This window comes from Arcticibacterium sp., assembly GCF_055134445.1.
In genome coordinates this window covers 1-14,184 of record NZ_JBSRVI010000124.1, presented here as the reverse complement: position 1 = coordinate 14,184, position 14,184 = coordinate 1, and the positions used below count along the sequence as shown (strand labels likewise).

12 protein-coding genes are annotated in these 14,184 nt (G+C 38.1%); 9 read left to right on the top strand and 3 right to left on the bottom strand.

Going from position 1 to position 14,184, the window contains the following annotated elements:
* Nucleotides 1-172: 172 nt before the first annotated feature.
* Nucleotides 173-433, bottom strand: a complete 261-nt coding sequence (locus ACTBZY_RS16005; RefSeq protein ID WP_463047354.1) for an Asp-tRNA(Asn)/Glu-tRNA(Gln) amidotransferase subunit GatC — start codon at nt 431-433, stop codon at nt 173-175.
* 254 nt (nt 434-687) lie between these two features.
* On the opposite strand from ACTBZY_RS16005, the gene ACTBZY_RS16000 reads away from it, so the two are divergent.
* From ACTBZY_RS16000 to ACTBZY_RS15980, 5 genes are all read left to right on the top strand, one after another.
* The gene (locus ACTBZY_RS16000; RefSeq protein WP_463047353.1) at nt 688-1,512 is read left to right on the top strand and encodes an N-acetylmuramoyl-L-alanine amidase-like domain-containing protein; all 825 of its coding nucleotides are present in this window, start codon (nt 688-690) and stop codon (nt 1,510-1,512) included.
* Nucleotides 1,513-1,894: 382 nt separating this feature from the next.
* Complete coding sequence (locus ACTBZY_RS15995) at nt 1,895-2,077, top strand: PIN domain-containing protein (protein WP_463047352.1); 183 nt, start codon at nt 1,895-1,897, stop codon at nt 2,075-2,077.
* 18 nt (nt 2,078-2,095) lie between these two features.
* The gene (locus ACTBZY_RS15990) at nt 2,096-3,382 is read left to right on the top strand and encodes an aminopeptidase P family protein (protein ID WP_463047351.1); all 1,287 of its coding nucleotides are present in this window, start codon (nt 2,096-2,098) and stop codon (nt 3,380-3,382) included.
* A 99-nt stretch (nt 3,383-3,481) separates the two neighbouring features.
* A complete protein-coding gene (locus tag ACTBZY_RS15985) occupies nt 3,482-4,399 on the top strand; it encodes a Ppx/GppA phosphatase family protein (RefSeq protein ID WP_463047350.1) in 918 nt (305 codons plus the stop codon).
* Nucleotides 4,389-5,945, top strand: a complete 1,557-nt coding sequence (locus ACTBZY_RS15980; RefSeq protein WP_463047349.1) for an NFACT RNA binding domain-containing protein — start codon at nt 4,389-4,391, stop codon at nt 5,943-5,945. The genes ACTBZY_RS15985 and ACTBZY_RS15980 overlap by 11 nt, the downstream gene beginning before the upstream one ends.
* Nucleotides 5,946-5,951: 6 nt before the next feature.
* On the opposite strand, the gene ACTBZY_RS15975 is transcribed toward ACTBZY_RS15980, so the two are convergent.
* A complete protein-coding gene (locus tag ACTBZY_RS15975; RefSeq protein ID WP_463047347.1) occupies nt 5,952-6,404 on the bottom strand; it encodes a hypothetical protein in 453 nt (150 codons plus the stop codon).
* 184 nt (nt 6,405-6,588) lie between these two features.
* Between ACTBZY_RS15975 and carB the strand changes: the two genes are divergently transcribed.
* The 4 genes from carB to ACTBZY_RS15955 all read left to right on the top strand — a co-directional run bounded on the left by carB (nt 6,589) and on the right by ACTBZY_RS15955 (nt 13,597).
* Complete coding sequence (carB, locus tag ACTBZY_RS15970) at nt 6,589-9,432, top strand: carbamoyl-phosphate synthase large subunit (protein ID WP_463047346.1); 2,844 nt, start codon at nt 6,589-6,591, stop codon at nt 9,430-9,432.
* Nucleotides 9,433-9,737: 305 nt separating this feature from the next.
* Complete coding sequence (locus tag ACTBZY_RS15965) at nt 9,738-11,111, top strand: glycosyl hydrolase (RefSeq protein WP_463047345.1); 1,374 nt, start codon at nt 9,738-9,740, stop codon at nt 11,109-11,111.
* Nucleotides 11,108-12,556 carry an oxidoreductase gene (locus ACTBZY_RS15960; protein WP_463047344.1) on the top strand — a complete coding sequence of 483 codons (1,449 nt, stop codon included), beginning with the start codon at nt 11,108-11,110 and terminating at the stop codon, nt 12,554-12,556. Before ACTBZY_RS15965 ends, ACTBZY_RS15960 begins: the two co-directional genes overlap by 4 nt.
* Before the next feature lie 273 nt (nt 12,557-12,829).
* On the top strand, nt 12,830-13,597 hold the full coding sequence (locus ACTBZY_RS15955; RefSeq protein WP_463047343.1) for a 3-ketoacyl-ACP reductase: 768 nt from the start codon (nt 12,830-12,832) through the stop codon (nt 13,595-13,597).
* 105 nt (nt 13,598-13,702) lie between these two features.
* Here ACTBZY_RS15955 and ACTBZY_RS15950 read toward each other — a convergent pair.
* On the bottom strand, nt 13,703-14,184 hold a 482-nt coding region (locus ACTBZY_RS15950; protein WP_463047342.1), incomplete at its 5' end, for a 3-coathanger stack domain-containing protein.

The following is a 14,184-nucleotide window of genomic DNA, read 5'->3' as shown; positions in this document are numbered from 1 at the left end:
CTTTTTATCATCTACCAGAGCAGCACTTTTCAATGCTTTGTCTGTCAAAAGAAAATTAGCAGTATTATTGGTGCTTTTACCTAGCAAATCCAACTTACTTTTAACCAATTCCGTACAACTGATCTCCTTATTCAAAAGGGCATTGTGTAGTTTTAAAATTTCTGATTCCATATTACTCCTCAATCACTTTAGAAACTACCAAATAACCATTCTTGCTTTTTGGAAAATTTGCTTTGATTAAACTTTTTTCCAACTCCGAGCTTTCTATCACCTTATCTTCTCTTAGGCTATCCAGATTCACCCCTTCAATAGTTAGAGAATTGGTCAAATTGGTCTTTGCTCCTTTTATTACATCAAACAGTTTCTCAACTGCCTCAGAGGATTGGGCACCTTTTATACTGGATAGTACCTCCAGCGTCATTGTTTTACTCATTGCTAATCAAGCAGTTTGGGCATTTATCATGCCTTTCTAAATTTCCTTTATACTTCTGTTTCTAAACTCAGTTTTCGAAACAAGGCACAAAGGTAAAAAAGTACAGGGAAAATAGCATGGAAAATCTATGTTTGATAGCTATCTATTAATTCTTAAGAGAAACAATATCCAACATAATCCTTTAAATTTTGAAGTATATTTGCACAATATTTTAGTGCTTTTCTTCTTATACAATTAATAAAACTTAGCATCAATTGAAATCAATTAAACTCATCACTTTCCTTTTATTCAGCACTTGTGTGTTTGCTCAATCTGCCGATGATAAATTAGTAGAAAAGGTTACGTCTAACATTGGGAGTCAAACCAGGGCCGATAAACTCATAGAAATAGGAAAACAGTTTTTAGGAAAACCTTATTTAGGAGGCACTTTAGAATCTCCAAAAGAACAGTTGACATGTAGATTAGACGGCTTTGACTGCTATACTTTTGTGGAGACAGCTTTGGCACTGGCCCTTACTTCAGAAGCTCCTCAAAGGAACGTTGAAACCCTCAAAGAAGAACTTCAATTTTTAAGATATAGAGATGGAGAAGTAGACGGTTATGCTTCCAGAATTCATTATTTCTTTGAATGGGCAAAAATTGCAGCAAAAAATGGTGTCCTAACAGATTTGACGCCAGAGCTAGGTGAGCCAAATTCTAAAATTATAAATTTCATGGGCACTCACCGCCAATTTTACCCCGCTTTTAAAACGGATGAGAAGGTTTTAGCTCAGATTAAACTGATGGAAAAGAATGTGAGTAAGTATCAGTTTAACGAAATCAAGAAAGAGAATTTACCCAAGGTGCAAAACCAAATCAAAAACGGTGATATAATAGCTTTTACGTCTACCATTGCAGGTTTAGATGTAAACCACGAAGGTTTAGCTTACTGGAAAGGAGATAAATTACATTTTATGCATGCCTCTACAGAAGAGAAAAAGGTGGTCATCTCTGACGAAACGCTTCAAGAATACCTAAACAGGATAAAAAAACATTCAGGATTGATGGTTTTAAGAGTGAATGAGGATAGTGGTTTATAGACAAACAGCCATTAAAATTCTTAATTGAAAGAGTACCTTATACTATAAATATTTGTTTATGAATACACTGGAGCCTCTTTACTAATGTTAATGCACTTCTTACTCATTTAAAGATGGAACTCCGTGACTTTGTGGCCTTCCTTAAATCAAAAGCAGAGAAAAGTCCAAATTCAAAGAAAGAACGCTCTTTTGGTGTCTTGAAAGGAAAATCACTATCTCTGATGATTTTAATGAGCCTTTAGTGGTTTCTCTCTGGAATATTTTTTTGTCCAGAGAAGCCAAAAATGCTAATGTAACCAGCGAAAATGCTTGTTTCTTTAACATGATATGCCTTTGGTAAATCACCATAAAACTAGCAGTATCACGAAAAGACTTTGGTGAAATGCTAGTTAAAAATAACACTCAAATTCTTCCCATCACTTTTGAACATTTATTGACCTTAGTTAATATTCATAGAGATCCTTTTGATAGAATTATGATAACTCTAGCCTTGACAGACAGAAAGACCATGATTTCAAAAGATTCCTTTTTTACCAAGTACAAGAATTTAGAAGTACTTTGGTAAAAGACAAATACTTATTTAATGCGTTATACACCCCTTGCTAATACCCTTTTCAGTAAAAATAGAGCCAAGCTCGTTGAGCGACTTAAGAAAAATAGTATGGCTCTTTTGTGCTCAAACGATGTTATTCCGACCAATGCCGATGGCATCATGGGTTTTAAGCAAAACTCTGATTTGTTTTATTTGACAGGAATAGACCAAGAAGAAACCTATTTACTACTCTACCCTGACCATCCTAAAAAGAAGTTCAGAGAGATCCTTTTTATTCGTGAAACCAATGAGCATCTTAAAATCTGGGAAGGGGAGAAATTATCTAAAAAGCAGGCCAAGGAACTGAGCGGCATAACCACCGTCAAATGGTCTGATGAAATAGATAAATTCTTGGACAAAAACATTGACCTGCCTTGCAACATCTATTTGAATTCGAATAAGCATTCGGGTAGAAATGAGGACTTCGTGACCGAATCCATACAATTCAACAAGTGGATCAGAAAAGCTTTTGGAGTCAAAAAGCCAAAGAAACTCGCTCCTATACTCTGGGATTTACGCAGCATTAAAGAACCAGAAGAGCTGGAACACATCAAAAAAGCCATTGACATCAGTAAAAATGCTCTAAACCATTTTGCTAAGAAACTACGTGTAGGTGTTCCCGAGTATGAACTTGAAGCCGAACTCACCTACCAATTCCTTCTCAACAAATCTAGAGGGCATGCCTTTCAGCCTATAGTGGCTTCGGGTAAAAATGCTTGCGTGCTGCATTATATCAGCAATAATGAAATCTGTCAAGATGGCGACTTGGTCCTTCTTGATTTTGGTGCCGAATACGGCAATTACAACGCCGATATCACGAGGTGCTTTCCGGTCAATGGCAAATTCAATGATAGACAAAAAGAGGTTTACCAGTCTGTTTTAGACGTTTTCAAATTTAGCAAAGGAAGACTCGTGCCAGGAAACACCATGGCAAAACTCAGAAAAGAAACAGCTCAATTCATGGAAAAGGAGTTGATTAAACTCGGACTTTTAAGCCATAAAGAAATAGACGACCAAGATCCCAAAAAACCAGCATACAAGAAATACTTTCCTCATGGCGTTTCTCATTACCTTGGCTTAGATGTACACGATGTAGGGCCTGTAGATGTAGAATTCAAAGCGGGAATGCTGTTTACCTGCGAACCCGGAATCTATATTTTGGATGAAGGCATAGGAATACGATTGGAAAATGACATTCTCATTACAGCAGATGGAAACATCGATTTAGGTGCTGACATACCTATTGAAATAGAAGACATTGAAGCCATGATGGCATAGACTTCCAGAAGAAAGAACATATCATTTTAATAAAAAATATAGATTTCGCATTTAGCTAGGTCATAAATTCATGACCGATAAAGCTTAAGTTTGCATCCGATGAAAAGAGCAATTATAGATTTAGGAACAAATACGTTCCACTTACTTATAGTAGATCAGCAGGATAAGGTCCTATTCAAAACTTCGATGGCTGCCAAAATTGGCATGGGGGGTATCAATAAAGGAATTATCACCCCAGATGGAATTGAAAGAGGGATTGCTGTTTTAACCGTATTCAAAGAAAAAATCACGGAGTTCGACATTGACCAAGATCAAATCTTCGCTTTTGGTACCTCCGCTTTAAGAAGTGCCAGCAATCAAGCCGAAGTATTAAAAGCAATAAAAGAAAGCACTGACATTTCTGTTGAAGTAATTTCTGGCGACAGAGAAGCAGAGCTTATATATAAAGGGGTAAGTCAAGCGGTGCCAATCAAAGACAATAACCTCATTGTGGATATCGGAGGCGGAAGCGTAGAATTCATCCTTTGTAATGAAGAGGGCATACTTTGGAAAAAAAGTCTAGAAATAGGCGGACAAAGAATGATGGAATTATTCATAGATAGAGACCCCATTTCTCCTGCGGCCGTCAATAAACTGGACGATTATCTTAGAGAGAAACTATTGCCGCTTACCAATGCCATTCACCAATATTCTCCTAAAATAATGGTGGGTTCATCGGGTAGCTATGATACGCTAAATAGCATACATCATTTTAAACAAACGGGCGAAAACACACCAATAGACCAAATAGGATTTGATTATCCTTTAGAGGCGTTTATTGATATCTACGAACAACTGCTCACAAAAAACAGGGAAGAGCGAATGGCCATTCCTGGTATGATAGAATTAAGGGTAGATATGATAGTGGTGGCAGTTTGTTTAATTCGCTATTTGATTCAAAATTTCGGACTGACCACCATCAAAATCTCAAAATACGCGATGAAAGAAGGAATTCTAAAAGAAACCAATGCACTGTAATTACCATTTCTTTAAACATTTAGTCCCTGCCCTTCATGAAAAACTGGAAGGACTGGAAATGCTATCTTGTTTTAGTCAAGAGAAAGATGAACTGGTGATTGGTTTTGGAAATCCAGAGCGTGATTTTTTCATCAAATGCTCCGTTTTACCTAGCCACAGTGGCCTTTATTTTACAGAAGTATTTCATAGAGCTAAAAGAAACTCTATTGACCTTTTTAAAGATTTTATCAATGAAGCGGTTTTATCTGTCCAAGTTTTTGAAAACGAAAGAGCCTTTGCCGTATACCTGAGTCAGGACAAAATCCTGGTTTTTAAAATGTTTGGAAACAGGTGTAACGTCTTAACATTTAAAAATGAAAAACTGACGCAGCTATTTAACAATACGCTGAAGCAAGATTTTGAACTTCAACTCTCCGATTTCAGCAAAGAAAAAGTTGTTTCCTTTCAAGATTTTCTAGATGCCGAAGGCGATGTATTCAAAGTCTACCCTACTTGGGGCAAACTGCCTCAGAAAGTATACAAAGAAAAAAGTGGCGATGATCTAGAAGAAAACTGGGAGCTGATACAAAACATAAACCAAGCTTTAGTTCTGGGTCAGTTTTACCTCATCAAACTCAATGAGCGATTGCATCTCTCTTTAATAGAAGTAGGTGAAGTTTTAAAAACTTTTGACAATCCGCTAGAAGCGGCTAATGCATATTTCGTAGAAAAAATGCAGGTGACCCAGTTGGACTCAGAAAAGAACCAACTGAAAAGGAAAGTTCAGAAATCTATCAAGGGCTGCGAGACCTATATCAAACAAGCCAATGAAAGGTTAGATCAAATCATTTTAGCGACTAGCAATCAAGATATAGGGCATATATTAATGGCAAACCTTCATTTGGTTCCGTCTAAGGCGACCACTGTAGAATTACTAGATTTTGTTTCTAACGCCCCTATTACCATAAAGCTAAAGAAAGACTTATCTGCTCAAAAAAATGCCGAAAATTATTACAGAAAAGCAAAAAAAGAGAAGATAGAGATTGAATTCTTAGAGAAGAATATTGCCGAACGAACTCAGGAGGTCGCTTCGCTTCATGCCAAACTTGAAAACCTAGAAGAAGAAGTTTCCTTAAGAGACCTAAGGAAGTTTGCTCAAAAAGAAGACCTTTCTGAAAAGAAAAAGAAAGACAAAGGCGTAGACGAGCTTTTCAAAAACTTTGAAGTGGATGGGTATAAAATCTTAATTGGGAAAAATTCTAAAAATAATGATCTGCTCACTTTAAAGCATGCCACCAAAAACGACTTATGGCTTCACGCCAAAGATGTGCCAGGATCTCACGTGATTATAAAGGAAAGACCGGGTACAAAGACACCTATATACGTTATAGAAAGAGCCGCGAGCTTAGCGGCATGGTTTTCAAAACGAAAAACCGATACCATGGTACCGGTAATGTATACACCGAAAAAGTTTGTACGTAAAATAAAGGGTTCTTTAGCCGGACAGGTAGTCGTAGATAAAGAAGAAGTCGTTTTGGTAGAGCCTGTAGACCCCGCAAAATTCTAAGGTATATTACTTAGCAGCTATAGAGTAAAGCAAGTTCACCGTTCCTAAAGAATACAATTCCAGTTTCTGGACAGCATTCTTAATATAGACACCATTCACCAAAAACCTTACGACATCATTGTTTTGAGCTAAATCTAGTATGGCACTGATGTTTCCTTTCTCTCCAATAATCTCTGATGCTATTAATCTGCCACCTCTTACTAAGTTCACTTCTATTTCTGGAATCACTAATTCCGAACCAGCATCTCTACCCACAGAAAAAGCTTTAAACTCAATATTCCTATCACTGATATTGATGGTTTTGGCATTGCCTAAAGGCTTCCCATTGGCCGTAACTTTTATCTGCAGATGTGAAGGATTGTACACAGGTAAAATAGACACTTCACCTTGGGCAAGCACCGACAAAGAAGAAAAAAGACAGATAAGTATAAGAAGAAAATTTATTTTTTTAGAAAGCATATTCTTTGGATAGAATTAATGTTACAAAAGAAAGGAATCAAATTGGAATTGTCCAACTAATCTCACAATATTTTCCATGTTATCTATGAATTTTATACAAAAACCTATCCAATCTTATTAACTAACAAAAATCTCTATTAACTTTGGGCTTCGATGAATAAATCGGAATTCCTTCCCTGAAAAAATGCCAAAAAATCCCAATCTGAGATCTGTATTGATTATCGGCTCTGGCCCTATAATAATAGGTCAAGCCTGTGAATTTGACTACTCTGGCTCACAAGCCGCCCGCTCTTTAAGAGAAGAGGGTATTGAAGTTTCATTAATCAACTCAAATCCAGCTACCATTATGACAGATCCGCTCAACGCGGATTTTGTATATTTGAAACCCCTTGAGAAAAAATACATCAAGGAAATCCTAGAAAAGCATGTAGCCATGGGCAAGCCCATTGATGCAGTATTGCCGACTATGGGTGGTCAAACAGCCCTTAATCTGGCCATTGACTGCGACCAAGCAGGTATCTGGGAAAAATACAATGTAGAAATGATTGGCGTGGATATAGACGCCATCGAGACTACTGAAGACCGTGAAAAGTTCCGTTTAAAAATGATGGAAATTGGCGTTAACGTCTGTAAAGGACGTACGGCAAGGTCATTTTTGGAAGGAAAAGAGATCGCTCAAGAAATAGGTTTCCCACTAGTTATTAGACCATCCTTTACCATGGGTGGTTTTGGTGGCGGATTTGTAAACTCTCCAGAAGAATTCGACAAAGCCTTAAACGCTGGTTTGCACGCCTCTCCTACCCATGAAGTATTGGTAGAACAATCTATCTTAGGATGGAAAGAATACGAATTAGAGTTACTGAGAGATAATATTGGTAACATTATTATCATCTGTACCATAGAAAATTTTGACGCCATGGGCGTTCATACTGGAGATTCCATCACAGTAGCTCCAGCTATGACACTTCCAGATACAGTCTATCAGCACATGAGAGACATGGCCATCAAAATGATGAATGCTATAGGGATGTTTGCTGGAGGTTGCAATGTTCAGTTTGCTTTGAGCCCAGAAAATGACGAGCTTATAGGTATAGAAATTAACCCTCGTGTAAGTCGTTCTTCTGCCTTAGCTTCTAAAGCTACGGGGTATCCTATTGCTAAAATAGCTGCCAAATTAGCCATTGGCTATAACTTAGATGAGCTTATCAATCCTATAACAGGAAGCACTTCAGCATTTTTTGAGCCAGCCATTGACTACGTTATCGTTAAGGTTCCAAGATGGAACTTTGATAAATTCCCTGGAGCTGACAGGAAGCTAGGACTACAAATGAAAGCCGTGGGTGAAGCCATGGGTATTGGTAGAAACTTCCAAGAAGCTCTTCAGAAAGCATGTCAATCACTTGAAATCAGAAGAAACGGACTTGGTGCCGACGGAAAAGAATTAAGAGACCAAGCCGCTTTAAAAGAGAGTTTAGAGCACCCATCTTGGGACAGACTCTTCCATATATACGACGCTTTTAAAGCTGGACTTTCTTTTAATACCATCCAGAAGCTTACCAAAATAGATAAGTGGTTCTTACATCAGATAGAAGAACTTATTCATTTAGAAAGGAAGATTGAGGTTTACAAGCTGCCAGAATTACCTTTTGATTTATTGCTAGAAGCAAAGCAAAAAGGATACGCTGACAGACAAATAGCTCATTTACTTCATTGCTTAGAAAGTGAAGTATCAAACAAAAGACATGAGTTAGGAATTAAAAGAGCCTATAAATGTGTGGATACTTGTTCTGCAGAGTTCGAGGCTCAAACACCTTATTACTACAGTACTTTTAATGTCACTCAGGATAATCCTGATAATGAGTCTATCGTTTCCGACAAAAAGAAAATTTTAGTCATAGGTTCTGGCCCGAATAGAATTGGTCAAGGCATTGAGTTTGATTACTCTTGCGTTCATGGTGTTTTAGCAGCCAAAGAGTGTGGTTATGAAACCATCATGATTAACTGTAACCCTGAAACCGTATCTACAGACCCTGATATTTCTGACAAATTATACTTTGAGCCTGTTTTCTGGGAGCACGTTTATGACATCATTCAGCATGAGAAGCCTGAGGGCGTAATTGTGCAGCTTGGAGGTCAAACGGCTTTAAAGATGGCTGAAAAAATGACAAACTATGGTATCAAGATTATTGGTACTTCTTGGGAAGCGTTAGATTTGGCCGAAGACAGAGGACGGTTCTCTGAGAAACTGGTGGAGCTTGGTATTCCTTACCCTCCATTCACCACCGTTAGAACAGCCGATAAAGCGGTAGAGGTTTCTAAAGACCTTGGATTCCCTTTATTGGTACGTCCGTCTTATGTTTTGGGAGGTCAAAACATGAAAATCGTTATCAACGAGCAAGAACTAGAGCAGCATGTTGTTAAAATATTAAGTGACATTCCAGATAATAACATTCTACTTGACCACTTTTTAGAAGGAGCCGTAGAAGCAGAGGCTGACGCTATTTGTGATGGTGAAGATGCCTATATCATTGGAATCATGGAGCATATTGAGCCTGCAGGTATTCACTCTGGAGATTCTTATGCCGTACTTCCAGCCTTTGATTTGAGCGAAAACGTCATGAATCAAATTGAGGAATACACAAAGAGAATTGCGATAGCCCTTGATACCAAAGGACTAATTAATATCCAGTTTGCTATCAAAGACGAAATCGTTTATATCATTGAGGCCAATCCGAGAGCCTCAAGAACGGTACCGTTTATTTGCAAAGCTTACCAAGAGCCTTATGTGAACTACGCCACCAAGGTTATGCTAGGAGAATTAAAGGTAAAAGACATTAAGTTTAACCCTATCAAAAAAGGTTACGCCATAAAAATACCGGTATTCTCTTTCCATAAATTCCCGAATGTAAATAAAGAACTAGGGCCAGAGATGAAGTCGACTGGTGAAGGGATTTACTTCATTGACGACCTCAAGGATGAGTTCTTCTTAGACGTTTACAAAGAAAGAAATATGTATATGAGTAGGTAATTAATGACCTCTCAAACCTTGATACTAAAAAGCGGCATAATGATATTATGCTGCTTTTTTTTATGTATAACATTTAGATTTTGTTAAATCACCTTCAGAAAAAATGGATTGTGGCATTTTTTTAATTAATTAGGGTACTTATTCAACCCTTATCTATGAAAACACTATTTGGCAGATGCTATGGACTACCATCTTTCAACATAATAACCGCTCGATTTCTTCAAATCGAGGCATAAAATTATAACTGGTTTCTCTAAGTATAAGGGTTATTAAAATTTCGAAATTCATAAAAACAGAACGTATCAATGCAAATTGATTTTGACTTAAGTGCAGGTGATTTAAAAAGTAAACTTGCCGACTTCTGGAATTTATCCGGCAAAAAAATTCTTGATATTGAAAAGAATTACGACAGCTCCAATGGAGCACCCGTTTTCACCATCAATGGCAAATACTCTTCAAGAGGTTGGACAGAATGGACAGAAGGGTTTCAATATGGCTCGGCTCTTCTACAGTTTGAAGCCACCGGAGACGAACAATTCCTAAAAATTGGAAAAGACAATACGGTAAACAAAATGGGCTCTCACCTGACGCATATAGGTGTGCATGACCATGGTTTTAATAATATCTCTACCTACGGAAACCTATTAAGGTTCATGAATGATGGGCTTATTCCTCATAATGAGTGGGAAGCTGAGTATTATAAAATGGCCTTAAAAGTTAGCGGAACCGTACAAGGAGCCAGATGGACAAACACCAAGGATGGCGGCTATATCTATTCTTTTAATGGTCCACACTCGCTTTTTGTGGACACTATAAGGTCGGTCAGGATTTTAATGCTGAGTCACTTTATGGGACATCAGTTTAAAGGTGAAAACGATCAAATCATCAGCCTTTTAGAAAGAGGAATTAAGCATATTATGGCTACCGCCAAATACAATGTGTATTACGGCGAAGGACGTGACAAATATGACGATTGGGGAAGAACAGCTCATGAGTGCATTTTTAATGTCAACGATGGAAACTTCCGTTCGCCAAATGCTCAACAGGGTTTTAGTGGATTTACCACTTGGACACGAGGTTTAGCTTGGGCTGTCTGTGGTTTTGCAGAAGAACTAGAATTCTTCCAGAAAATTCCTGAAGCATCATTTCCTGAAGCATATCCTAAAGCTGAACTCTTAGCACTTTTAGAAAAAGGGGCTAAAGCCACATGCGATTTCTTTATTGAAAACACGGCGAAAGATGGTATTCCATATTGGGACACCGGAGCCCCACATCTATATAAACTTGGCGACTATAAAGCGGTGAACTCTGACCCTTATAATGCCTTTGAACCTATTGATAGTACCGCAGCGGCCATTGCCGCACAAGGTTTACTAAGATTAGGTAAAATATTGAACGACGAGAAATACACAAAAGCAGGATTAACTTCTTCAAGAGCACTTTTAGGAAGCCCTTATATCTCTGAAGAATCAAGCCATCAGGGTATCTTGTTGCACAGTATTTACCATGAACCCAATGGCTGGGATAATGTGCCTGAAGGCCAAACCATAGCTTGTCATGAATCTAGCATGTGGGGAGATTATCACATGAGAGAATTGGCTATTTACATTGACAAAATGATTCAAGGTAAACCAGATTACGCATTTTTTAACTGTATGGAGGAATTTAGAAACAAATGAGTGACAAGAACAAAGCAAAATATCCAAAAATAGCTCAGCTAAAAACAGCAGAAAAATTCACGGAGCATTTAAAAGAGATTGGAGCAGAACTACCATTTACTACGGAAGTAGAATCAGGAGATTCTTCTGTTTTTGCAGAAAAAATAAAACTAAAATCTGGCTCTGAAATAGGCAACAGATTTTGCATTCTTCCTATGGAAGGATGGGATGGCACTACGGATGGAAAACCAAGTGAGCACACAAAACGCAGGTGGAAGAACTTTGCGGTGAGCGGTGCCAAATTACTTTTTGGATGTGAGGCCGTTGCTGTAAATCCTGAAGGAAGAGCAAATCCTAATCAATTAATGATTAACGAGGCCAACTTTCAAGATTTCAAAGACTTGCATGACATGCTGTATCAAGAGCATGGTGCAGAGTTTGGCAATACCTCAGACTTGATGGTAGGCTTGCAGCTGACCCATTCTGGGAGATTTTGCAAACCCTACGACAAACATAAGATGGAGCCTAAAATTCTTTACTACCATCCTGTATTAAATGAAAAACAAGGATTAGGTGAGGATTACCCAATTCTTACAGACGAGTACATAGACGGCCTTATTCAAGATTATATCAAAGCGGCTGTTTTAGCTCAAAAAGCTGGTTTTGACTTTGTGGACATCAAACACTGTCATGGCTATTTAGGACATGAATTCCTTTCATCTTATGACCGACCAGGCAAATACGGTGGAAGTATGGAAAACAGAACTCGTTTCCTGAGAGATATTGTAGCGGGTATAAAAGAAGCAGCATCGGGGCTACAGATGGGCATCAGACTAAGTGCCTTCGACTGGATACCATTTAAAGCAGATGAAGATGGTTTTGGAGAGCCTTTCAATGATAAGAAAAGCTATAAATACTCTTTTGGTGGATCAGAAGATGGTCTTTCAGAAGATTTAGAGGAGACTTTTCAATTTATCAAACTAGCCCAAGACTTAGGAATTGAGTTAATATGCGTTACAGGCGGGAGTCCTTATTATAACCCACATATCATTAGACCTGCAATTTTCCCTCCTTCGGATGGTTATTTGCCACCTGAAGATCCACTTTTAGGTGTCGCACGTCAAATACGTGTGACCGCACAGATAAAGGAACAATTCCCTGAAATGGTGATTATTGGTTCTGCCTATTCATATTTACAAGAATGGCTTCCAAACGTAGCTCAAAGTGTATTAGAAGATAAAAAAGCCGACATGGTGGGTTTTGGTAGAATGGTATTAAGTTACCCAGAAATGCCAGCAGATATTATCAATGGTGAAGTAGTTAAAAGGAACAAAATCTGTAGAACATTCTCCGACTGTACTACGGGCCCAAGAAACGGCCTTATCTCAGGTTGCTTCCCTCTTGATCCTTTTTACAAAGCAATGCCAGAAGCTAAAACAGTGAAGGAGATTAGGAGTAAAATGTAGATAGGCAAAGATTTAATGAGTTAGAAGAAAAATGTCGCAATGCTTCAAGGACGCAATGCTCAAATGTTGCGATGCTGCAAGAATTTTTCGATTTATGGAATCATTAAATAATCGCGAATTAATAGAATTGAATCAATCCAAAGGGGCAGTAACTCATTGAAGCATTTTATCATTAAATACTCACGAATTAATAAAATGGAGCTATAATACATTAAATCATTGTAGCATTGAAACGTTACAACCCCAAACTTTAAAAGCAGAAAGACAACACTAATGAAAGTAGCACTTATTACAGGAGGAAGCCGAGGAATAGGCCTAGGAATAGCTAAAGCATTAGCCGAAAAAGGATATAGCCTTGCCATAAACGGGGTAAGAGATGAAAGTGGCGTAAGTGAAGTTTTAGATGAATTAAAAGCCTATGGCCAAGACGTAATCTACTGCCAAGGTGATATTTCTAAAGCGGAAGATAGACAAAGTATTGTGAGCAAAATCAAAGATCATTATGGTCAATTGAATGTTTTGGTCAATAATGCGGGAGTTGCTCCAAAGGTCAGAAAAGACATGTTGGAAATAGATGAAGAGAATTTCGATTACATGATGGACATTGTCCAAAAAGGCACTTTTTTCATGAGTCAGTTGGCTGTGAAAGAACTTATAGCGGGAAAAGAAAAAGACCCAAACTTTGAGGCCTGTATGATAAACATTACTTCTATTTCAGCAAGAACGGCATCAACCAATAGAGTGGAATACTGTATGGCAAAAGCAAGTTTAAGCATCATGAGCAGCTCTTTTGCTGTTAAACTGGCAGAATTTGGAATTCCTGTTTACGAAGTACAACCCGGTGTTATTTCTACAGATATGACCACCGTAGTAAAAGAGAAATACGAAAAATTAGCTTCTGATGGCGTTATTCCAGAAAGACGAATGGGTACGCCAGAAGACATCGGTAAAATAGTAGCGGCTATGGCCACAGGTCAAATACCGTATTGCACCGGTCAAATGATAGCTCCCGATGGCGGAATGGGGATTTGGAGGTTGTAGGGTCTTCTAAAACTGTTAGTTTACTTCTCAATAATTTCTTTGCTCTTTCGTATAAAAAAGCTTGAAGAACCTGAAAAGAATTTTCCAGATTCTTCAAACTTACAATTATTCACAACCTCCATTCTCAGCCAAGAATACTGTTCCTTTATCGGCTTTAAAGCCTGGTCCGAGAAGAATATGGCTTCCTGCACGTATGGTGACTTTCGAATTCCCAGTCAATTTATTCGTAGCCGTTACGGTTCCGTCAGAGCTACTGACTTCTTTTAGCACAACACCTGAGTTATAATCATCAGCTGTACTTTGCAAAACTAAGTTTTTAGTACAAGTACATATACCCGCATCCGATGCACAGAAATCTGCCCATGTAGCAACCATTCCTGTATTTCCAGATTCGACAGAAACCGATGTTAGATGATTGCATAAACTCTTTAAACTAGCTGGATAACAACCTGTGAGTTCATTATTATTAAGATAAAGCGTCTCAAGTTCATCCAACTCTGAAAGTTGAGCTGGTAGTTTCCCCGATAAATTATTATAGCTCAAATAAATAGAACTTACTCGGCCATTAGAATTTAGTCCAACGCCAA